Origin of the sequence: Agrococcus sp. TF02-05, assembly GCF_017565345.1 — a bacterium.
GTDB lineage: Bacteria > Actinomycetota > Actinomycetes > Actinomycetales > Microbacteriaceae > Agrococcus > Agrococcus pavilionensis.
The window spans coordinates 459,388-479,730 of sequence record NZ_JAGEKO010000001.1 but is presented as its reverse complement, the minus strand read 5'-3'; the positions used below and the strand labels follow the sequence as shown (position 1 = coordinate 479,730).

Sequence of the window (20,343 nt, the reverse complement as noted above, 5' to 3'; positions counted from 1 at the left end):
CGCCACGAGCACAACCTACCCATCGCTCCTGCAAGCGCGCGGACAGTCGCCGACTAGGCTCTGGACTCGTGAGAGCCATTCGCAAGTTCACCGTCCGCACGTCCCTCCCCGAGCGCCTGCGCCGCCTCGAGCAGCTGGCCTCGAACCTGCGCTGGTCGTGGCACGAGCCGACCCGCGAGCTCTTCCGCGAGATCTCGCTCGAGGGCTGGCGCGCGACCGGGCACGACCCGGTGCAGCTACTGGGCTGGGTCGGCACCGAGCGGCTGGGCCAGCTCGCCGCCGACGACGCCTTCGTCGCCCGCGTCGACGCGCTCGCCGACGAGCTCGACGACTACCTGTCGCAAGCGCGCTGGTACCAGTCGCTCGAGGACGTGCCCGAGTCGATCGCGTACTTCTCGCCCGAGTTCGGCATCACGAGCGCGCTGCCGCAGTACTCCGGCGGCCTCGGCATCCTCGCGGGCGACCACCTCAAGGCCGCGAGCGACCTCGGGGTGCCGATCGTCGGCGTCGGCCTCTTCTACCAGGCCGGCTACTTCAAGCAGGCGATCTCGCGCGAGGGCTGGCAGCAGGAGGCCTACCCCGTGCTCGATCCCGACGGCCTGCCGCTCACCATCCTGCGGCGCCCCGACGGCGAGCACGCGACCGTGTCGATCGCGCTCCCCGGCGGCCGCACGCTCCACGCGCGCATCTGGCAGGCCACGATCGGCCGCGTGCCGCTCCTCCTGCTCGACACGAACATCCACGAGAACGACGACGACCTGCGCGGCGTCGCCGACCGGCTCTACGGCGGCGGCGGCGAGCACCGGCTGCAGCAGGAGCTGCTGCTCGGCATCGGCGGCGTGCGCGCCCTCGACGTCTACAGCGAGCTCACGGGCGCGCCGCGGCCGGGCGTCTTCCACTCGAACGAGGGCCACGCCGGCTTCCTCGGCGTCGAGCGCATGTCGCAGCTCATCTCGCGCGAGGGCCTCGGCTTCGACGAGGCGCTCGCGGTCGTGCGCGCCGGCACGGTCTTCACGACCCACACGCCCGTGCCCGCGGGCATCGACCGCTTCGACGTCGAGCTCGTGCGCAGCCACCTCACGGGCGAGCTCGTGCCCGGCATCGACGTCGACCGCGTGCTCGCGCTCGGCCGCGAGAGCGACCCGAACATCTTCAACATGGCGCAGCTCGGCTTCTCGATCGCGCAGCGCGCGAACGGCGTCTCGAAGCTCCACGGCGCCGTGAGCCGCTCGATGTTCCAGGACCGCTGGCCCGGCTTCGACACCGACGAGCTGCCGATCACGTCCGTGACCAACGGCGTGCACGCATCCACCTGGACCTCGCCCGTGCTCAAGCACCTCGCCGAGCGCGAGCTCGGCACGCTCGACACGACGCGCTGCGACTGGGCCTCCGACGCCGTCTCGGACGAGACGATCTGGGCGGCGCGCAACGAGATGCGCCGGCAGACGATCGAGGATGCGCGCGCCCGCACGCGCGTCAAGCACGAGCGCAACGAGGGCGTCGCCCCGCGCTGGATCGACGCGATGCTCGACCCCGACGTGCTCACGATCGGGTTCGCGCGCCGCGTGCCGACCTACAAGCGGCTCACGCTCATGCTCCACGACCGCGACCGCCTGCGGGCGCTGCTCACGCACCCCGAGCGCCCCGTGCAGCTCATCATCGCGGGCAAGTCGCACCCGGCCGACGAGGCTGGCAAGGGCCTCATCCAGGAGCTCGTGCGCTTCTCGCAGGAGCCCGAGGTGCGCGGCCGCATCGTCTTCCTCGAGAACTACGACATCTCGATGGCGAAGTCGCTCTACCCGGGCTGCGACGTGTGGCTCAACAACCCGCTGCGGCCGCTCGAGGCGTGCGGCACGTCGGGCATGAAGGCTGCGCTCAACGGCTCGCTCAACCTGTCGATCCTCGACGGCTGGTGGGACGAGTACTTCGACGGCAAGAACGGCTGGGCGATCCCGTCGGCGCACGAGCAGATGGATGCGGCGCAGCGCGACGCGTTCGAGGCCAACGCGCTCTACGAGATCATCGAGCACCAGGTCGCGCCGCGCTTCTACGAGCGCGACGAGCGCGGCCTGCCGACCGCGTGGATCGAGTCGATCCGCCACACGCTCGCGACCCTGAGCCCCGAGCTCTCGGCCGAGCGGATGCTCGCCGAGTACGTCTCGCGGCTCTACGCGCCGGCGGCGCGCGCCTCGGCGCTCGCGACGGCCGACGGCCACCGGGCGGGGCGCGAGCTCGCGGCGTTCACGGGGCGGATGCGGGAGTCGTTCGGGCGCATCGAGGTGCGCCACGTCGAGGTCGAGGGGGTCGACACGCCCCCGATCATCGGCGACACCGTGCTCGTGCGCGCCTACGTCGCGCTCGACGGCATCGCGGAGTCGGACGTCAAGGTCGAGGTCGTCGCCGGCAGGATCACCGAGGAGGGGGAGCTGCGCAGCACGCGCCGCTACGCGCTCGAGCCCGTCGCGGTCGAGGGCGACGCGCACCGCTTCGAGGTGCAGGTGCAGCTCCCGGTCGCCGGCACCTTCGGCTACACCGTGCGCGTCGTGCCGCAGCACCCGATGCTCGACTCCGAGGTCGAGCTCGGCCTCGTCGCCTACGCGAAGGGCTGACCGCTCGGGGAGCCCTGCTCGGTCGTCGGGGCCGACGGCGGCGTGCGGTAGCGCGCGACCGTCGGCTCCGGCGCTCCGGCCGCGGGCATCCCGTGCACGGCGTAGACGCGGAGGCTCATCGGCGTGATCGAGATCTCGCCGCCCGGCGCGACGAGCTCGTCGCCCGCGCCGTCGAGCGCCGAGTCCCACAGCAGCTCGAAGCCGGTCGCGCCGTCGGCCTCCGGCACGACGACGATCCGCTCGCGCGGCGAGCCGTGGAAGACGACGAGCACGCGCGAGTAGGGCTCGTCGACCGACGTCGACTCGGCGAGCATCTGCATCGTGCGGTCGTGGGAGTGGTCCCAGTCGTCGATCGTCATGTGCAGGCCGTCGGCGTTGTACCAGTCGAGGCGCGAGGCCCCCGCGACGCGCTGGCCGCCCTGGCCGTACTCGCGGGGCCGCAGCGCCGGGTGCTCGCGCCGCAGCCGCACCAGGCGCTTCGTCTGCTCGAGGAACGCGACCTGCCAGTCCTCGAGCTCCCACCGCATCCACGTCAGGGCCGAGTCCTGGTTGTAGGCGTTGTTGTTGCCGCGTTGAGTGCGCGCGATCTCGTCGCCCATCGTGAGCATCGGGAGGCCGGCCGAGACGAGCAGCGTGCCGAGCAGGTTGCGCATCGACTTCCGGCGGTCGAGCTCGATGCCGATGTCGTCGCTCGGCCCCTCGACGCCGTGGTTGAAGGAGCGGTTGTCGTCGGCGCCGTCGCGGCCGTCCTCGCCGTTGGCCTCGTTGTGCTTGCGGTCGTAGCGCACGAGGTCGGCGAGCGTGAACCCGTCGTGCGCGGTGATGAAGCTCACGCTCTCGACGGGTCCGCGCTCGGAGGCGAACAGGCCCTCCGAGCCCGAGACGGCGTGCGCGAGCGGGCCGACGCCCGTCGCGCCGTCGCCGCCCTGCCGGAAGGAGCGGTAGTCGCTGAGCCAGAACTGCCGGGCGGTGTCGCGGAAGCGGTCGTTCCACTCCGAGAAGCCGGTGGGGAAGCGGCCGGTCTGCCAGCCGTCGGGGCCGATGTCCCACGGCTCGGCGATCATCGTCGCCCCCGAGAGCGCGGGGTCGGCCAGGATGCGCTGCAGCAGCGGGTGCCGAGGGTCGAAGGCGCCGTCGGTGCCCCGCCCGAGCGTGACCGCGAGGTCGAAGCGGAAGCCGTCGATCTGCATCTCGCGGTGCCAGTAGCGCAGCGAGTCGAGCACGAGCTCCTGCGCGGCGGGCTCGGAGGCGTCGAGGGTGTTGCCGCAGCCGGTCCAGTCGATGGGCCGTCCTTCGTCGTCGAGGCGGTAGTACGACGCGTTGTCGATGAGCCGCAGGCTCGACGGCGGGCCGTCGGCGCCCTCCTCCGACGTGTGGTTGTAGACGACGTCGAGGAAGACCTGCAGCCCCGCCTCGTGCAGCAGGCGCACCATGCCCTTGACCTCGCGCAGCACGCCGCCCGTGCCGTCGAACTGCGCTTGCCGCGAGGCGTAGGCGCTGTGCGGCGCGAACCAGCTGAGCGAGTTGTAGCCCCAGTGGTTGACCCTGCCCTGGCGGATCAGGCGCTGCTCGGAGACGAACAGGTGGATCGGCAGCAGCTGCACGGTCGTGACGCCGAGCTCCTGCAGGTACCGGATGGTCGACGGATGCGCGAGGCCCGCGTAGGTGCCGCGGAGCTCGGGCGGCATGTGGGGGCTCAGCTTCGTCATGCCCTTGACGTGCGCCTCGTAGATCACCTGCCGGTCGCGGCGGACGCGCGGCCGCGGGGCGTCGCCCCAGTCGAAGGCGTCGTCGGTGACCGTCGCGCGGTGCTGGCCGTGGGGCGTGCGCACGATGCCGCGCGCGTGCGGCGGGATGGCGTTCCGCGCCGGATCGAAGGCGTGCCCGGGCCCCACCGGCCCCTCCACGCCGATCGCGTACGGCGTGCCGACCTGCAGCAGCTCGGTGTCGATCGTGAACTCGTCGCCGACGCGCTCCATCGGGAGCGCGTGCAGCAGCCAGTCGGGGTCGCCCGCGTCGAACACCCGCAGCTCCATCGCCGTCGCGTGGCGCGACCAGACGGTGAGCCGGTGGCCGATCGCGGTGGGCGCGATGCCCCGCACCCGCTCGTCGCCCGCACTCACGCGCTCTAGGGTAGGGGAGCGTGCACCAGTTCGATCACGCCGCCTCGACGCCGATGCGCGAGTCGGTGCGGCAGGCGCTCGCGACGGCGGCGCCGCTCGCGAACCCCGCGTCGACGCACCGCGAGGGCCAGCGCGCCCGGGCGGTGCTCGAGGAGGCGCGCGAGCGCCTCGCGATCGCCCTCGGGTGCCACCCGACCGAGGTCGTGCTCACCTCCGGCGGCACCGAGTCGATCAACCTCGCGCTCAAGGGCGCGTGGTGGGCGGCTCGCGACGCCGGGGCCGCAGGCGCGATCGTCGTGCCCGTCGCCGAGCACCACGCGACGCTCGACGCCGTCGCGTGGCTCGAGGCGCACGGCGCGCCCGTGCGCTGGGTGCGCGTCGACGAGCAGGCGGTGACCGACCTCGACGACTTCCGCGCGGCGCTCGAGCAGGGCGGCGCCGCGGTCGCGACGATGCTCGTCGCGAGCAACGAGGTCGGCTCGCTCCAGCCCGTGCGCGAGGCGGCGGATGCGTCGGCGCGCGCGGGCGTGCCCCTCCACCTCGACGCCGTGGGCGCCTTCGGGCACGTGCCGCTGCGGTTCGTGGACTCCGGCGCATCGCTCATGAGCGTCGCGAGCCACAAGATCGGCGGCCCGCACGGCGTCGGCGCGCTCGTCGTCGGCCGCGACGTGCGGATCGAGGCGCTCCACCACGGCGGCGGGCAGCAGCGCGGCCTCCGCTCCGGCACGCAGGACGCGCTCGGGGCCTCGCTCTTCGCGCTCGCTGCGGAGGAGGCGCTCGCCGAGCTCGACGCGGAGGCGACGCGCCTCTCGGCCATGACCGACCGCATCCGCTCGACCGCCGCGAGCCTGCCGGGTGTGCGCATCCTCACGGCCGAGGCGCGGCTGCCGCACATCGCCCACCTCGTCGTCGAGGGCGCGAGCGGCGAGGCGCTGCAGTTCCTGCTCGACGAGGCGGGCTTCGCCGTCTCGAACGGCTCGGCGTGCTCGGCGGGCGTCGCTCGCGAGTCGCACGTCGTGCGCGCGTGCGGCGTCGAGGGCGCGGCGCCGCTGCGGCTCTCGCTCGGCCGCACGACGACGGAGGCCGAGGTCGACGCGCTGCTCGCGGCGCTCCCCGGCGCGATCCAGCGGGCGCGGTCGCTCAGCTGAGGGCGCGCGGGTCAGCGCTCGCGCAGCTCGCCGGCGGGGTCGGCGGTCGCCCGGCCGCGCTCGCGCCGCTCACCCGCCTCGACCGCGATCACGGCGATGAGGGCGCCGATCGCGTCGGCGACGAGGTCGGTGAGCGTGTCCTCGTAGCCGACGCCGATGTCGGGCGTGATGAGCGCGTGGCCGGCCCACTCGCCGAGCTCCCACAGCAGGCCGAGCATCGCGACGGCCGTCGTCACGTGGAGCACGCGGGCCGCCCGGCCGCCCGGCTCCGCCGGCAGCAGTCCCGAGCGCAGCAGGATCGTGCGGGTCAGCAGCGCGAGCACCGCGCCGCTCGCGAGGTGCGACGCGACGTCGAGGCCCGGCACGACCTGGTACGCGCCGATCGCCGCGAACCAGGCGGAGCCGCCGAGCACCGCTTGCCCGACGACGTCGGCGGGCACGCTCATGCGCGCGAAGCGCAGCGCCATCGTGCCGCCGAGCGCGAGCAGCATCGCGGCGGCCGCCGGTCCGCCCGCGACGAGGTAGGCGGCCGGCACCGAGACGGCGATCGCGACGCGCAGCCAGTCGGTCGCCAGCCAGCGGTCCTGCCCCTCGAGCCAGCTCATCGCCGCCCCTCCCCGACGAGCAGCCCGCGGCCCGAGACGCGGTGCAGCCAGCGGCGGCCCGCCGAGCCGTCGATCGCCCAGTTGCGGCGGAAGGTGCGCATCGCCATCGCGACGCGGCGGCGAGCGGCATCCCGGCTGTGGAACATGCGCCCCTCGGCGCCGACCTGCAGCCGCGGCTCGAAGCGCAGCCGCGCGCGCGGGCCGAGCCGCATCGTGAGGTCGAGGTCGTCGTGCACGCTCGCGTCGAGCCGCTCCACCTCCGCCGAGACCGCCGCCCACGCGGTGCGGCGCAGCGCCATGTTCGAGCCCCACAGCGGGACGTTCGCGATCGCCGCGCCGCTCGCGCCGAACGTGCCGACGGCGTAGGCGACGCTCGCGACGCCGCGCCACGGGCGCGGCAGGTCGATGAAGCGGCCGGGCCCGGTGAGGCCCTCGAGCGCGGGATCGGCGGCGAAGGCGTCCCGGATGCGCTCGAGCCAGTCGGGCGGGACGACCGAGTCCGCATCGCAGCGCGCGATGACGTCGCCGACCGCCGCGTCGTAGCCCGCTGCCGCCGCCGCGGGGATGCCGCGCACGGGTTCGTCGACGACGCGAGCGCCCGCGGTGCGCGCGACGTCGGCCGAGCCGTCGGCGCTGCCGTTGTCGACGACCACGACCTCGAGCGGCGCGATCGTCTGCGCGGCGAGCCGCTCGAGGCAGCGCGCGAGCGCGCGCTCGTCGTCGAGCACGGGGATCACGACCGAGATCGTGGGCGGCGCAGCGGTCACGCTGACAGCCTGGCACCTCCGGCTACGAGATGGCTGGTGCTCGGTAGCCTTGTCGGCATGAAGGTGCTGGCCGCGATGTCCGGCGGGGTCGACTCCGCCGTCGCTGCCGCGCGCGCCGTCGACGCCGGGCACGAGGTCGTCGGCGTGCACCTCGCGCTCAGCCGCATGCCCGGCACGCTCCGCACGGGCAGCCGCGGCTGCTGCACCGTCGAGGACGCGATGGATGCGCGTCGCGTCGCCGACCGGCTCGGCATCCCCTTCTACGTGTGGGACTTCTCGGAGCGCTTCCACGACGACGTCGTGCAGGACTTCGTCGACGAGTACGCCGCGGGCCGCACGCCCAACCCGTGCTTGCGCTGCAACGAGAAGATCAAGTTCGAGGCGCTCCTCGACCGCGCGATCGGGCTCGGCTTCGACCGCGTCGTCACGGGCCACTACGCGCGCGTCGAGCACACTGAGCGCGGACCCGAGCTGCACCGCGCGGCGGACTGGGCGAAGGACCAGTCGTACGTGCTCGGGGTCCTCACGGGCGCGCAGCTCGAGCGCTGCTGGTTCCCGCTCGCCGACACCCCGACGAAGGCGGCGGTGCGAGCCGAGGCGGCCGAGCGCGGGTTCCTGCTCGCGCAGAAGCCCGACAGCCACGACATCTGCTTCATCCCCGACGGCGACACGCGCGGCTTCCTCGCCGAGCGGCTCGGCGCCGAGCCGGGCGAGATCGTCGATCGCGAGGGTCGCGTCGTCGGCTCGCACGAGGGCGTGCACGGCTACACAGTCGGCCAGCGGCGCGGCATGTCGCTCGGCGTGCCCTCGCCCGACGGCCGCCCGCGCTTCGTGCTCGAGGTCAAGCCGCAGTCGCGACAGCTCGTCGTCGGCCCGAAGGAGGCGCTCGCGGTCGTGCGCCTCGCCGGCACCCGGATCTCGCACGCCGGCGCACCGCATCCGCAGCTCGCCGACGGCCTCGACGTCGAGGTGCAGATCCGCGCCCACGCCGACCCCGCGCCGGCTCGCGCGCGGATGGTCGGCGACGAGCTCGTCATCGATCCGGCCGAGCCGCTCTCGGGCGTCGCGACCGGGCAGTCGGCGGTGCTCTACGAGGGCACGCGCGTGCTGGGGCAGGTGACGATCGACCGCACGGTGGCGGCGGACGCTGCCGAGCGTCTCGCCGAGGCGGACGCGGCGTGAGCGTGCTCGACGAGCTGCTCGAGCTCGAGCGCGCCGGCTGGCGCTCGCTGTGCGAGTCGTCGGGCGATGGGTTCTACGGTCGGCTCATGACCGACGACGGCCTGATGGTGCTCGTCGACGGATCGGTGCTCGACCGCGCAGCGGTCGTCGCCTCGCTCGGGCAGGCGCCGCCGTGGGCGACGTTCGAGATCCGCGAGCCGCGCATCGTCACCCTCGGCGCGGAGTCGGCTGCGCTCGTCTACACCGGCGTCGCGCGGCGCGACGGCACCGACTTCGTCGCCCGCATGTCGAGCGCGTACGTGCGCGTCGACGGCGAGTGGCGGCTCGCGCTCTACCAGCAGACGCTCGCCGGTCCCGTCGAGGGCTGAGCGAGCTCGGGCTAGTGCCCGACGTGCTCCTCGACCTCGAGCACGGCGCCGTGCTCGCCGTGCGGCTGCGCGAAGGCGCCCGCGTGCGTGCCGGTGAGCGCGATCGTCGCGACGGGAGCGACGACGACTGCGGCGCCGACGAGGACGAGCAGCGCCGCGATCGGCCCCGGGGCGTCGTCCGTGCGCGGTCGTCGCGCGAGCAGGCCGGCGGCGGTGAGCGCGAGCGCCGACTCGGCGAGCATCGGCCCGAGCGGCAGGGTCGCGGCGGCATCGCGCACGACGAGCAGCGTCGCGAGCCACGCGAGGGTCGGGAGCAGCAGCGGAGCGGCGACGGCCGCGAGCGGGAGCCGCGCGCCGTGGAGCGCGAGCACCGAGACGACCGCTTGGCCGGCGCCGGCTGCGAGGAGCGGCACGGCGAGCCACAGCGGAGCGGCGGCGCCCACCGCGAGAGCGATGAGCGCCGCCCCGAGCGCGGCGATGGCGCCGCAGAGCTGCGTCAGCGACGCCACCGTCGCGCCTAGACGGCCGCGCGGCGCGGAGCCGCGTCGCGGTCGAGGGCGAGGCCCACGCCGAGCAGCACGATCGCCGAGCCGAGGTGGAGGAAGTGATCGGGCGTGTTGAGGGCGAGGATGTTCGCCGGCGTGTCGACGATGAAGAAGCCGGCGATGCCGACGAGCAGGTAGACCGCGCCGACGATGACGTTCACGCGCTTCGCCGCGGGCGTGCTGCGGAGTCCCGCGAGCAGGAGCGCCGCGCCGATCGCGAGGTGGACGATGTTGTGGAGGTGGTTGACCTGGAAGACGCCGAGCAGCAGGGCTCCCTCCTCGCCGACGACGTTCGTGCCGGCGACGAAGAGGCCCAGGAGGCCGACGAGCAGGTAGACGGCGCCGAAGATCGTGGCGACGAGGCGGTTCGGTGAGCGGGACATGACTCCTCCTTGAGGTCCGGCCGGTGGCGTCGAGCCCACCTCGGTGGCGGGCGCCGGTCGTGGTGGGTTCGGAGCCCGGGCCCTGCCGGATTGCCCGGACGTCGTCAGGATCGCTGTCGGACGCGGCGTGCACAATGGGCGCATGGTGGGAACTGGAGGAGAGGTCGCTCTGAGCGACGCGAACGCCCGCGCGCAGGAGCTGCGGGCGCGGATCGAGGAGGCGAGCGCCGCCTACTACGACCGCGACGCGTCGATCATGTCCGACGCCGAGTACGACGCGCTCGTCCGCGAGCTCGACGCGCTCGAGCGCGAGCACCCCGAGCTGCAGAGCCAGGACTCGCCCACCCAGTCGGTGCAGGGCGGCACGACGAGCGGGCTCCCCACGATCGAGCACCGCGAGCGCATGCTGAGCCTCGACAACGTCTTCTCGATCGACGAGCTGCGCGAGTGGTGCGCCAAGACCGAGGCCGCCGCCGGCCGCGAGGTCGCGTGGCTCACCGAGCTCAAGATCGACGGACTCGCGATCGCGCTGCGCTACGAGCGCGGCAGGCTCACCTCGGCCGCGACGCGCGGCGACGGTCGCGTCGGCGAGGTCGTGACGACGAACGCGCTGCGGGTGGCCGGCATCCCGGAGCGGCTCGCGGGCGACGACCACCCCGAGCTCGTCGAGGTGCGCGGCGAGGTCTTCATCCCCGTCGCCGCGTTCGAGCGGCTCAACGCGCTGCAGGCCGAGCTGCGCGAGCGCTCGATCGCCGAGGACCGCGCGAAGTGGGAGAAGCGATCGGCGGCGAGCCGCGGCGACTTCGACGAGGAGCGCGCCGCCGACCGCGCCGCGAAGCGCTTCCCCGCGTTCGCGAACCCCCGCAACGCCGCCTCCGGCGGCCTGCGGCAGCAGCTCGAGAAGAAGACCGGGCTCGAGCGCGAGGCCGGCGAGGCGCGCATCGAGGCGCTCTCGATGTACGTGCACGGCTTCGGCGCGTGGGGCGATCCGCCCGTGCGGGCGCAGAGCGAGGTCTACGGCCTGCTCGAGTCGTGGGGGCTGCCGACGAGCCCGCACGTCGAGGTGCTCGCGAGCGTCGACGAGGTCGTCGGCTACGTCGAGCGCTTCGGCGAGCAGCGGCACTCGATCGAGCACCAGCTCGACGGCATCGTCGTCAAGGTCGACGAGCTCTCGCTCCACGCCGAGCTCGGCATCACGAGCCGCGCGCCGCGCTGGGCGATCGCCTACAAGTACCCGCCGGAGGAGGTGCACACGAAGCTGCTCGACATCGTCGTGAGCGTCGGCCGCACCGGGCGGGCGACGCCCTACGCCAACATGGCGCCCGTGCAGGTCGCGGGCTCGGTCGTGCGGCAGGCGACGCTTCACAACCAGGACGTCGTGCGCGACAAGGGCGTGCTCATCGGCGACACCGTCGTGCTGCGGAAGGCCGGCGACGTGATCCCCGAGGTGCTCGGCCCCGTCGTCGAGCTGCGCGACGGCACGGAGCGCGAGTTCGTCATGCCCGAGGGCTGCCCCGAGTGCGGCACGACCCTGCGGCCGATGAAGGAGGGCGACATCGACCTCCGCTGCCCGAACGCGAAGGACTGCCCCGCGCAGGTGCGTGGCAGGGTCGAGCACATCGGCAGCCGCGGTGCCCTCGACATCGAGGCGCTCGGCGAGGTCACCGCCGCGGCGCTCACGCAGCCGCGCGTGCCGGCCGAGCCGCCGCTGCCGACCGAGGCGGGCCTGTTCGCGCTCACCCTCGAGCAGCTCGTGCCGATCGAGGTCGTCGTGCGCGACGCCGAGACGGGGCAGCCGAAGCTCGACGACGACGGCGAGCCGGTCGTGCGCCGCCCCTTCCAGGTCGTCCGCCGCGAGTACCCGGCGGGGGCCGAGTCGATGACGCCCGCCGACCGGCGGAAGGCGGGCATCACGAAGGTCGAGGTCGCCTACCCGTCGAAGCAGGCCGAGACGCTCCTCGCCGAGCTCGAGCGGGCGAAGACGAAGGACCTCTGGCGCCAGCTCGTCTCGCTCAACATCCGCCACGTCGGCCCCGTCGCGGCGCGCGCGCTCGCGGGCTGGTTCGGATCGCTCGAGGCGATCGAGGCCGCGAGCCCCGCCGAGCTCGCCGAGGTCGAGGGCGTCGGCCCGATCATCGCCGACGCGGTCGTCGAGTGGCTCGCGGTCGACTGGCACCGCGAGATCGTCGACGCCTGGCGGGCGGCGGGCGTGCGCTTCGCGACCCCCGGGCACCCGGGCCCCGGCGCGGCAGCCGAGCGCGGCGGCGTGCTCGCGGGCCTCACGGTCGTCGCGACCGGCTCGCTCGAGGGCTACTCGCGCGAGGGCGCCGAGGAGGCGATCATGGCCGCCGGCGGCAAGGCTGCGTCGAGCGTGTCGAAGAAGACCGACTTCGTCGCAGCCGGCCCCGGCGCGGGCTCGAAGCTCGCGAAGGCCGAGTCGCTCGGCGTGCGCATCATCGACGCCGCGCAGTTCCACGTGCTCGTCACCGAGGGCCCCGATGCGCTCGGCCCGACGGAGGAGTCCTGATGGATGCGGTCGGCGTGCTGACCGAGGCACTCTCACGCATTCCCGACGGGCTCCGGCGCGCGGTCGAGGGGCTCTCGCCCGCGCAGCTCGTCGCGGCGCCGACCGAAGGCGCCAACCCGATCAGCTGGCTCGCGTGGCACATCGGGCGCGGCCAGGACGCGCAGGTCGCGGCCCTCACCGGCGCCGAGCAGGTCTATCTCGCGGGCGACTGGGCAGCGCGCTTCGGCCGCGCGCCCGACCCGGACGACACCGGCTACGGGCACGGCCCCGACGACGTCCGCTCCGTGCGGCCCGAGTCGGCCGAGGCGCTCCTCGAGTACCTCGACGCGGTCGTCGAGGCGACCCGCGCGCATCTCGCCACGCTCACCGAGGCCGACCTCGACCGCGTCGTCGACGCATCCTTCGACCCGCCGGTGTCGCTCGGCGTGCGGCTCGTGAGCATCGTCGACGACGGCGTGCAGCACGTCGGCCAAGCGGGCTACGCGCGCGGGCAGCTCGGCGCGTGATCGACCGGCTCGCGATCGAGGGCTACCGCTCGATCCGCTCGCTCGTCGTCGACCTCGAGCCGCTCACGGTCGTGACCGGGCGCAACGGTACGGGCAAGTCGAGCCTCTACCGCGCGCTGCGCCTGCTCGCCGCCGCCGGGCGCGCGCAGGCGGTCGGCGAGCTCGCCGCTGACGGGGGCATGGATGCCGTGCGCTGGGCGGGGCCGGAGCGCATCTCGCGCGCGGTGCGGGAGGGCGCCCCGACGCAGGGGCTCGTGCGGTCGGGACCCATCGCGCTGCGGCTCGGGTTCGGCTCGGCGGACGGGCTCGGCTATGCGATCGACCTCGGGATCCCGGTCGCGGCCGCGAGCATGTTCGATCGCGACCCCGTCATCAAGCAGGAGCACGTCTTCGCGGGCCTCGAGCCGCGCCCGGCCGCCGTGCTCGTCGAGCGATCCGGCCCGCTCGCCCGGGTGCAGGCCGACGGCGGCTGGCGCGAGCTCAGCCGCAGCATGGCGCCGTGGGCGTCGGTGCTCGACGAGCACCAGGGGGCGGCGGATGCGCCCGAGATCGCGGGCGTGCGGCGCGCTATGGCCTCGTGGCGGTTCCACGACGCGTTCCGCACCGATGCGGGCGCGCCCGCGCGCCAGCCCCAGATCGGCACGCGCAGCCCCCGCCTCGACGACGACGGCGCGAACGTCGCGGCGGTGCTGCGCACCTCGATCGAGGCGGGTCTCGGCGACGGGATCGCCCGCGCGATCGCCGACGCGTTCGACGGCGCGGAGCTAGAGATCGTCGCCGCCGACGGTCGCATGACGCCCGCGCTGCGGCAGCAGGGCGTGCTGCGCATGCTCTCGGCTGCCGAGCTCTCGGACGGCACGCTGCAGTTCCTGCTGCTCGTCGCGGCGCTCACCTCGGTCGAGCAGCCCGGGCTCATCGTCCTCAACGAGCCCGAGCGCAGCCTCCACGTCGAGCTCGTCGCGCCGCTCGCCGCCCTCATCCGCCGCGCGGCTGAGCGCACGCAGATCATCGTCGTCACGCATCAGCAGCAGCTCGCCGATGCGCTCGCAGGCCTCCGGATCGAGCTCGAGAAGGAGCACGGCGAGACGCTCGTCGCCGGCCGCGAAGGTCCGCTCGACGTGCCCGCCTGGCGCTGGCCGGCGCGATGAGCGCCCGATCCGGTGAGGGCCCCGCGCTCCACTCGCGCACGGCGCGGGCCGCGCGGGCGCCGCGGCGTGCCCGCTGCAGGCCGCGGCGTTCCCTCGTGCCGATCCGGTCGCTCGTGCTCATCGAGCCGGCCCTCTACCAGGTCGCGCGACCGATCCGCGTGCGCCGCCGCGATCGAGCGGGTCGAGTCGGTCTACCGGGACGCGAGCCCCTCGGACGAGTCGTTCGAGCGCGCGCCCATGCTCGCCCTGACCGGCGACGACATCGGCGCCGCGCGCTCGCCCGAGGAGCTGCGCTCCGCCCGCCGCGCGAGAGTGCACGGCGCGCCTGGCGGCATCCCGTCGACCCGGCCGCGCTCGCGCGCACCCGCACGCTCGTGCTCACGGGCGGCTGGAACGCCGAGTACGAGGAGGTCGCGGCGGCGCTCGTCGAGCTCGGCGCCGCCCACGAGGTGCTCGTCGGGCACGGCCACGCCGTCGCCGATCACCCCGACTGCGCGGAGCGCATCCGCGCCTTCGTCACGAGCGTCGAGGGGACTGGCGCCTAGAAGAGCGTCGCCGCCGCGAGCATCGGCTCGCCCGACGTGCTCGGCAGCTGCTTCGCGCGGTTGCTCGGCGCGACGGCCGAGATGCCGGTGCCGGGGGCGACGACGGTGCGGCCGAGCCCATAGCGGCGCTGCAGCGGGCGGATGCGGTCACGCAGCCACGAGCGGTAGTCGGGGTGGGCGTAGGACCCGAAGCGACCGCGCGCGTCTCGGTAGACCCGGTCGTAGAGCGGCAGCAGCTCGGGATGCTCGGCGCGGAGCCACTCCAGGTACCACTCGCGCGCACCGCGTCGCAGGTGCAGGGCGCTCGCGATCGCGCTCGTCGCGCCCGCCTCGGCGATCGCCGCGAACGCTCGCTCGAGGTGCTCGCGCGTGTCGGTGAGCCCCGGCATGATCGGCATCGCGAAGACGGCGCAGTCGAGCCCCGCCTCGCGGACGGCGCGCACCGTCTCGAGCCGCGAGCGCGTCGTCGGGGTTCCGGGCTCGACCTCCTGCTGCAGCTCGTCGTCGAAGATCGCGATCGACATCGCGATCGAGACCGGCACGTCGCGCGCGATCGACTGCAGCAGCGGCAGGTCGCGCCGCAGCAGCGTGCCCTTCGTGAGGATCGAGATCGAGGCGCCGTGCCGTGCGAGCGCGCGCAGCACGCCCGGCATGAGCCGATAGCGGCCCTCCGCGCGCTGGTACGGGTCGGTGTTGGTGCCCAGCTGCACGGCGTCGACGTCGCGGCGCGGCCCCGCGAGCTCGCGCTCGAGCACGTCGACGAGATTGGCCTTCACGACGATGCGGGAGTCGAAGTCGGCGCCCGCGTCGAGCTCGAGGTAGGTGTGCGTGTTGCGCGCGAAGCAGTAGCGGCACGCGTGCTGGCAGCCGCGGTAGGGGTTGATCGTCCACGCGCCGCCCATGAAGCCGTCGCCCGCGACGTGGTTGAGCGCGCTCTTCGCCGTGATCTCGAGGAACGACATGCCGTCGAACCCCGGAGTCGGCCATGACTCGAGCACGCTCGAGCGCTCCTCGAGGCCCGGCAGCGCGTCGTCGTCGACGTGCGTCGCGGCTTGCGTCTCCCATCGCATGGCCATCATTCGAACACACGTTCGATCTCGCCGCAAGCGGCGCGCCGCCCGGTTAGGGTCGCAGCGTGACGGCGGTGCGGGGGCGGATGCGCGTGCTGGCTCCCGCGATCGTCTCCGGTGCGGTCGTGATCGCGCTCGTCGCGATCGCCGGCGTCCTCGTGGCTGCGCCGGTCGCGCGCTGGCTCGACGCCGACGCTCGCGAGCCGCTCTGGGGCACCGTCGTCGTCGCCGCGGCGATCGCGACCACCACGCTCGGCGGCGCTTCGGCGTGGCACGGCCTCGTGCTCACGCGGCTCGTGCGCGTGCGGCTCGTCGACCGGCTCATCGCGGCGCTCGGAGCCGGCATGCTGCTGCTCGGCGCGGGCATCGTCGCCGCGGTCGGGATCGAGCCGGCGCTCGCGCGCGCCGCGCTGCTGCTCGCATCGCCGCTCTGGGCGGCGGGCCTCGGCTTCGCGGTGCTCGTCGGCGCGATGCTGCTGCACGCGCGAGCGCCGCTGCACGAGCCGCCCGGCGCCGTGCTCATCCTCGGCGCGGGGCTCCGGGGGCGCGAGGTCGGTCCGCTGCTGCGCCGACGCGTCGAGCGGGGGGCGGAGGTCTGGCGCGCAGCGCTGCCCGGCCGGCCCGACGCCCGCATCGTCGTCGCCGGCGGCCGGGGGCCCGACGAGGTGCGCACCGAGGCGTCGGCGATGGCCGAGCACCTCACCGAGCGGCTCGGCGTGCCGTCCGGCGCGATCGACCTCGAGCAGGCGTCGACCTCCACGCGCGAGAACCTCGAGCTCTCCCGGCCGTTCACGACGGGGGAGCGCGCGCCGCTCGCGGTCGTCACGAGCGGCTACCACGCCTATCGCACCGCGTGGCTGCTCGCCGCGCTCGGCATGGACGGCGCCGTGGTCGGCGCGTGGACGCGCCCCTCGTACCGGCCCGGCGCCGTCGTGCGCGAGGCGCTCGCGATCGCCGCCGACGCGCGCCGGTGGTGCCTCGCGGCGGCCCTCGTGATCGAGGCGCTCGCGGTCTGGGCGCTCGTCGTCGAGCCGTAGGATCGAGGGCGAACCCCCGCTGCCGACGAGGAGACGCATGTCCGAGATCACTCGCGAGGACGTCCAGCACCTGGCTGGACTCGCTCGCATCGCGCTCACCGACGACGAGGTGACGAGCCTCACGAGCGAGCTGTCGGCGATCGTCGACGCGATCGCGACCGTGAGCGAGATCGCCGGTCCCGACGTGCCGGCCACGAGCCACCCCGTGCCGCTCTCGAACGTCATGCGCGCCGACGAGGTCGGCGAGACGCTCTCGGCCGAGCAGGTCTTCGCCGGCGCCCCGAGCCACGACGGCGAGCGCTTCCGGGTCTCGGCGATCCTGGGGGAGGAGCAGTGACCGCCGACATCACGCGCCTCGCGGGCCATGAGCTCGCGGCGCTCCTGCGCAGCGGCGAGGTCTCGTCGGTCGAGGCGACGCAGGCCCACCTCGACCGCATCGCCGAGGTCGACGGCGACGTGCACGCCTTCCTCCACGTCAACGAGGCCGCGCTCGAGCAGGCGAGGGCGATCGACGAGCGCCGCGCCGCCGGTGAGGAGCTCCACGAGCTCGCGGGCGCCCCAGTCGCGATCAAGGACGTGCTCTGCACCGTCGGCATGCCCTCGACCTCGGGCTCGCGCATCCTCGAGGGCTGGATCCCGCCCTATGACGCGACCGTCGTCGCCCGCCTCAAGCAGGTCGGGCTCGTCGCGCTCGGCAAGACCAACATGGACGAGTTCGCGATGGGCTCGTCGACCGAGCACTCGGCGTACGGCCCGACCCGCAACCCGTGGGACCTCGAGCGCATCCCGGGCGGCTCGGGCGGCGGCTCGGCGGCAGCGGTCGCGGCGTTCGAGGCGCCGTTCGCGCTCGGCTCCGACACCGGCGGCTCGATCCGCCAGCCCGCGGCCGTCACGGGCACGGTCGGCATGAAGCCCACCTACGGCGGCGTGAGCCGCTACGGCGCGATCGCCCTCGCCTCGAGCCTCGACCAGGTCGGGCCCGTGACCCGCACGGTGCTCGACTCCGCGCTCATCCACGACGTCATCGGCGGCCACGACCCGCACGACTCGACGAGCCTCGAGCGCGAGTGGCCGTCGTTCGCCGCCGCCGCTCGCGAGGGCGCGTCGCGAGGCGACCTCGCGGGCCTCAGGGTCGGCGTCGTCAAGGAGCTCGACTCCGAGGGCATCGCCGCCGACGTGCAGGCGCGCTTCCAGGAGACCGTGCGGGTGCTGACGGATGCGGGGGCGGAGGCCGTCGAGGTCTCGTGCCCGTCGTTCGCGTACTCGGTCGCCGCGTACTACCTCATCCTCCCCGCGGAGGCGTCGAGCAACCTCGCGCGCTTCGATTCCGTGCGCTTCGGCCTGCGGGTCGAGCAGGCCGGGCAGACGGTCGAGGACGTCATGGCCGCGACCCGAGAGGCGGGCTTCGGCGCCGAGGTCAAGCGGCGCATCATCCTCGGCACCTATGCGCTCTCCGCCGGCTACTACGACGCCTACTACGGCTCGGCGCAGAAGGTGCGCACGCTCATCCAGCGCGACTTCGACGCCGCGTTCGAGCAGGCCGACATCCTCATCAGCCCGGCCGCGCCGACCACGGCGTTCAAGCTCGGCGAGAAGCTCGACGACCCGCTCGCGATGTACGTCAACGACATCACGACCATCCCCGCGAACCTCGCGGGCATCCCCGGCATGGGCCTGCCGATGGGCCTCGGCGACGACGGGCTCCCCGTCGGGCTGCAGCTGCTCGCGCCGATGTTCCAGGACGAGCGGCTCTACCGCGCGGGCGCCGCGATCGAGGCGCTCCTCGCCGAGCGCTGGGGCGGCATCCTCACCACGAAGGCGCCGGCCCTGACCGGCCGCGAGCAGGACGGAGCGGGCCGATGAAGGACAAGCTGATGGACTTCGACGAGGCGCTCGAGCGCTTCGAGCCCGTGCTCGGCTTCGAGGTGCACGTCGAGCTCGGCACGCGCACGAAGATGTTCTCCGCCGCGCCCAACCCCGCGCATCCGGACTTCCACGACGCCGAGCCCAACACGCTCGTCGACCCGCTGAGCCTCGGGCTGCCCGGCAGCCTGCCGGTCGTGAACGCCGAGGCCGTGCGCTACTCGATCTCGCTCGGGCTCGCGCTCGGCTGCGAGATCGCGCAGTCGTGCCGGTTCGCGCGGAAGAACTACTTCTACCCGGACACGCCGAAGAACTACCAGATCTCGCAGTACGACGAGCCCATCGCGTTCGAGGGCGCCGTCGAGATCGAGCTCGCCGACGGACGGCAGGTCTCGATCCCGATCGAGCGCGCGCACATGGAGGAGGATGCCGGCAAGCTCACGCACGTGGGCGGCTCGACCGGCCGCATCCAGGGCGCCGAGTACTCGCTCGTCGACTACAACCGCGCCGGGGTGCCGCTCGTCGAGATCGTCACGAAGCCCATCTTCGGCGCCGAGCACGACGCGCCCGAGATCGCGAAGCGCTACGTCGCGGCGATCCGCGACATCGTGCTCTCGCTCGGCATCTCCGAGGCGCGCATGGAGCGCGGCAACCTGCGCTGCGACGCGAACGTGAGCCTGCGCCCGCGCGGCCAGGAGGCGCTCGGCACCCGCACCGAGACCAAGAACGTCAACTCGCTGCGCTCTGTCGAGCGCGCCGTGCGCTACGAGATCCAGCGGCAGGCGGCGATCCTCGCCGCAGGCGGCACGATCGTGCAGGAGACGCGGCACTGGCACGAGGACACGGGCGCGACGAGCCCCGGCCGGCCGAAGTCGGACGCCGACGACTACCGGTACTTCCCCGAGCCCGACCTGCTGCCGCTCGCGCCGAGCCGCGAGCTCGTCGAGGAGCTGCGCTCGCAGCTGCCGGAGCAGCCCGTCGCGCACCGCCGCCGGCTCAAGGCCGAGTGGGGCTTCACCGACCTCGAGTTCCAGGACGTCGTGAACGGCGACATGCTGCACCTCGTCGAGGCGACGGTCGTCGCGGGCGCGACGCCCCAGGCCGCGCGCAAGTGGTGGACGGGCGAGATCGCCCGGCTCGCGAACGAGCAGGGCGTCGAGGCGTCGAGCCTCGTCGAGCCCGAGCACGTCGCGCAGCTCCAGGCGCTCGTCGACGAGGGCGCGCTGACCGACAGGCTCGCGCGGCAGGTGCTCGAGGGCGTCATCGCCGGCGAGGGCGCTCCCGCGGAGGTCGTCGAGGCGCGCGGGCTCAAGGTCGTCACCGACGAGTCGGCGCTCGTCGCGGCGGTCGACGAGGCGCTCGCGAGCCAGCCCGACGTGCTGCAGAAGATCCGCGACGGCAAGGTGCAGGCCGCCGGCGCGGTCATCGGCGCCGTCATGAAGGCGATGCGCGGCCAGGCCGACGCCGCTCGAGTGCGGGAGATCGTCCTCCAGCGGGCTATGGATTAGTCAGGTACAGCCCAGGAACCTTCCAGGAACCTGCGCGAGTGTTGTCTCCAGTTCCGCACAGGCGGGGCTCGGCGGAGTGAAACCCTTGCACCGCTGCAGAGAGAAGGGACCACACTATGGGCATTCTCGGTTGGATCGTCCTCGGCCTCATCGCCGGCGCCATCGCCAAGCTGATCCTCCCCGGCCGACAGGGCGGCGGCTGGATCGTCACGCTGATCCTCGGCGTCGTCGGCGCGCTGCTCGGCGGCTGGATCGGCTCGATGATCTTCGGCGTCGGCATCGAGGAGTTCTGGGACCTGTCGACGTGGCTGCTGGCCATCGGCGGCTCGATCATCGTGCTCCTCATCTGGGGCCTGATCACCAAGAACCGCGGTCGCACCACGGCATAACCGCCGTCGCGACGCACGAG

19 protein-coding genes are annotated in these 20,343 nt (G+C 73.9%); 13 read left to right on the top strand and 6 right to left on the bottom strand.

Annotated features, from left to right (window positions below; translation table 11 throughout):
* Nucleotides 1–68: 68 nt before the first annotated feature.
* Nucleotides 69–2,609 (top strand): alpha-glucan family phosphorylase, encoded by a 2,541-nt coding sequence (gene glgP / locus JQT67_RS02440; protein WP_208063314.1) that lies wholly within the window; start codon nucleotides 69–71, stop codon nucleotides 2,607–2,609.
* Here glgP and JQT67_RS02435 read toward each other — a convergent pair.
* On the bottom strand, nucleotides 2,594–4,732 hold the full coding sequence (locus tag JQT67_RS02435) for a glycogen-debranching protein (protein WP_208063313.1): 2,139 nt from the start codon (nucleotides 4,730–4,732) through the stop codon (nucleotides 2,594–2,596). The two genes, glgP and JQT67_RS02435, sit on opposite strands and share 16 nt — an antisense overlap.
* A gap of 20 nt (nucleotides 4,733–4,752) precedes the next feature.
* Between JQT67_RS02435 and JQT67_RS02430 the strand changes: the two genes are divergently transcribed.
* Entirely contained in the window at nucleotides 4,753–5,880 is a 1,128-nt protein-coding gene (locus JQT67_RS02430; protein ID WP_307864165.1) for a cysteine desulfurase family protein, read from the top strand.
* Between the two features lie 11 nt (nucleotides 5,881–5,891).
* On the opposite strand, the gene JQT67_RS02425 is transcribed toward JQT67_RS02430, so the two are convergent.
* Both JQT67_RS02425 and JQT67_RS02420 read right to left on the bottom strand, forming a co-directional pair.
* The gene (locus tag JQT67_RS02425) at nucleotides 5,892–6,485 is read right to left on the bottom strand and encodes a hypothetical protein (RefSeq protein ID WP_208063312.1); all 594 of its coding nucleotides are present in this window, start codon (nucleotides 6,483–6,485) and stop codon (nucleotides 5,892–5,894) included.
* Nucleotides 6,482–7,252 carry a glycosyltransferase family 2 protein gene (locus JQT67_RS02420; RefSeq protein ID WP_307864164.1) on the bottom strand — a complete coding sequence of 257 codons (771 nt, stop codon included), beginning with the start codon at nucleotides 7,250–7,252 and terminating at the stop codon, nucleotides 6,482–6,484. The genes JQT67_RS02425 and JQT67_RS02420 overlap by 4 nt, the downstream gene beginning before the upstream one ends.
* A 57-nt stretch (nucleotides 7,253–7,309) precedes the next feature.
* On the opposite strand from JQT67_RS02420, the gene mnmA reads away from it, so the two are divergent.
* Nucleotides 7,310–8,434 (top strand): tRNA 2-thiouridine(34) synthase MnmA, encoded by a 1,125-nt coding sequence (gene mnmA / locus JQT67_RS02415; protein ID WP_208063311.1) that lies wholly within the window; start codon nucleotides 7,310–7,312, stop codon nucleotides 8,432–8,434.
* Complete coding sequence (locus JQT67_RS02410; RefSeq protein WP_021011399.1) at nucleotides 8,431–8,802, top strand: nuclear transport factor 2 family protein; 372 nt, start codon at nucleotides 8,431–8,433, stop codon at nucleotides 8,800–8,802. Before mnmA ends, JQT67_RS02410 begins: the two co-directional genes overlap by 4 nt.
* Before the next feature lie 11 nt (nucleotides 8,803–8,813).
* Here JQT67_RS02410 and JQT67_RS02405 read toward each other — a convergent pair whose 3' ends face one another.
* Both JQT67_RS02405 and JQT67_RS02400 read right to left on the bottom strand, forming a co-directional pair.
* The gene (locus tag JQT67_RS02405; RefSeq protein ID WP_208063310.1) at nucleotides 8,814–9,311 is read right to left on the bottom strand and encodes a hypothetical protein; all 498 of its coding nucleotides are present in this window, start codon (nucleotides 9,309–9,311) and stop codon (nucleotides 8,814–8,816) included.
* An 8-nt stretch (nucleotides 9,312–9,319) separates the two neighbouring features.
* Nucleotides 9,320–9,730, bottom strand: coding sequence for a DUF4383 domain-containing protein (locus JQT67_RS02400; protein WP_208063309.1), 411 nt, complete (start codon nucleotides 9,728–9,730; stop codon nucleotides 9,320–9,322).
* Between the two features lie 142 nt (nucleotides 9,731–9,872).
* Here JQT67_RS02400 and ligA point away from each other — a divergent pair, with 142 nt between their 5' ends.
* From ligA to JQT67_RS02380, 4 genes are all read left to right on the top strand, one after another.
* Nucleotides 9,873–12,257, top strand: coding sequence for an NAD-dependent DNA ligase LigA (gene ligA, locus JQT67_RS02395; protein WP_208063308.1), 2,385 nt, complete (start codon nucleotides 9,873–9,875; stop codon nucleotides 12,255–12,257).
* On the top strand, nucleotides 12,257–12,763 hold the full coding sequence (locus JQT67_RS02390; RefSeq protein ID WP_208063307.1) for a DinB family protein: 507 nt from the start codon (nucleotides 12,257–12,259) through the stop codon (nucleotides 12,761–12,763). Before ligA ends, JQT67_RS02390 begins: the two co-directional genes overlap by 1 nt.
* Nucleotides 12,760–13,911, top strand: a complete 1,152-nt coding sequence (locus tag JQT67_RS02385; RefSeq protein WP_208063306.1) for an AAA family ATPase — start codon at nucleotides 12,760–12,762, stop codon at nucleotides 13,909–13,911. The genes JQT67_RS02390 and JQT67_RS02385 overlap by 4 nt, the downstream gene beginning before the upstream one ends.
* 374 nt (nucleotides 13,912–14,285) lie before the next feature.
* Nucleotides 14,286–14,456 (top strand): hypothetical protein, encoded by a 171-nt coding sequence (locus tag JQT67_RS02380; RefSeq protein ID WP_021011393.1) that lies wholly within the window; start codon nucleotides 14,286–14,288, stop codon nucleotides 14,454–14,456.
* Here the strand turns inward: JQT67_RS02380 and JQT67_RS02375 are convergent.
* Nucleotides 14,453–15,526 (bottom strand): Rv2578c family radical SAM protein, encoded by a 1,074-nt coding sequence (locus tag JQT67_RS02375; protein WP_208063305.1) that lies wholly within the window; start codon nucleotides 15,524–15,526, stop codon nucleotides 14,453–14,455. The two genes, JQT67_RS02380 and JQT67_RS02375, sit on opposite strands and share 4 nt — an antisense overlap.
* 65 nt (nucleotides 15,527–15,591) lie before the next feature.
* On the opposite strand from JQT67_RS02375, the gene JQT67_RS13715 reads away from it, so the two are divergent.
* The 5 genes from JQT67_RS13715 (at nucleotide 15,592) to JQT67_RS02350 (ending at nucleotide 20,323) form a co-directional block, all read left to right on the top strand.
* Nucleotides 15,592–16,563 (top strand): YdcF family protein, encoded by a 972-nt coding sequence (locus tag JQT67_RS13715; protein WP_208063304.1) that lies wholly within the window; start codon nucleotides 15,592–15,594, stop codon nucleotides 16,561–16,563.
* Between the two features lie 37 nt (nucleotides 16,564–16,600).
* Complete coding sequence (gene gatC / locus JQT67_RS02365; RefSeq protein WP_021011390.1) at nucleotides 16,601–16,900, top strand: Asp-tRNA(Asn)/Glu-tRNA(Gln) amidotransferase subunit GatC; 300 nt, start codon at nucleotides 16,601–16,603, stop codon at nucleotides 16,898–16,900.
* Nucleotides 16,897–18,426 (top strand): Asp-tRNA(Asn)/Glu-tRNA(Gln) amidotransferase subunit GatA, encoded by a 1,530-nt coding sequence (gene gatA, locus JQT67_RS02360; RefSeq protein WP_208063303.1) that lies wholly within the window; start codon nucleotides 16,897–16,899, stop codon nucleotides 18,424–18,426. The genes gatC and gatA overlap by 4 nt, the downstream gene beginning before the upstream one ends.
* Complete coding sequence (gene gatB / locus JQT67_RS02355; RefSeq protein ID WP_021011388.1) at nucleotides 18,423–19,934, top strand: Asp-tRNA(Asn)/Glu-tRNA(Gln) amidotransferase subunit GatB; 1,512 nt, start codon at nucleotides 18,423–18,425, stop codon at nucleotides 19,932–19,934. Before gatA ends, gatB begins: the two co-directional genes overlap by 4 nt.
* 116 nt (nucleotides 19,935–20,050) lie before the next feature.
* Nucleotides 20,051–20,323: a GlsB/YeaQ/YmgE family stress response membrane protein gene (locus JQT67_RS02350; protein WP_021011387.1), complete on the top strand. Its 273-nt coding sequence runs from the start codon at nucleotides 20,051–20,053 to the stop codon at nucleotides 20,321–20,323.
* Nucleotides 20,324–20,343: the final 20 nt, after the last annotated feature.

Bases quoted from the DNA above. Each gene is read 5' to 3' on its own strand.
- JQT67_RS02350 (WP_021011387.1), top strand. From the start codon at position 20,051: ATGGGCATTCTCGGTTGGATCGTCCTCGGCCTCATCGCCGGCGCCATC.
- JQT67_RS02375 (WP_208063305.1), bottom strand. From the start codon at position 15,526: ATGCGATGGGAGACGCAAGCCGCGACGCACGTCGACGACGACGCGCTG.
- gatB (WP_021011388.1), top strand. From the start codon at position 18,423: ATGAAGGACAAGCTGATGGACTTCGACGAGGCGCTCGAGCGCTTCGAG.
- JQT67_RS02425 (WP_208063312.1), bottom strand. From the start codon at position 6,485: ATGAGCTGGCTCGAGGGGCAGGACCGCTGGCTGGCGACCGACTGGCTG.
- JQT67_RS02400 (WP_208063309.1), bottom strand. From the start codon at position 9,730: ATGTCCCGCTCACCGAACCGCCTCGTCGCCACGATCTTCGGCGCCGTC.
- JQT67_RS02390 (WP_208063307.1), top strand. From the start codon at position 12,257: ATGGATGCGGTCGGCGTGCTGACCGAGGCACTCTCACGCATTCCCGAC.
- gatC (WP_021011390.1), top strand. From the start codon at position 16,601: ATGTCCGAGATCACTCGCGAGGACGTCCAGCACCTGGCTGGACTCGCT.
- ligA (WP_208063308.1), top strand. From the start codon at position 9,873: ATGGTGGGAACTGGAGGAGAGGTCGCTCTGAGCGACGCGAACGCCCGC.
- mnmA (WP_208063311.1), top strand. From the start codon at position 7,310: ATGAAGGTGCTGGCCGCGATGTCCGGCGGGGTCGACTCCGCCGTCGCT.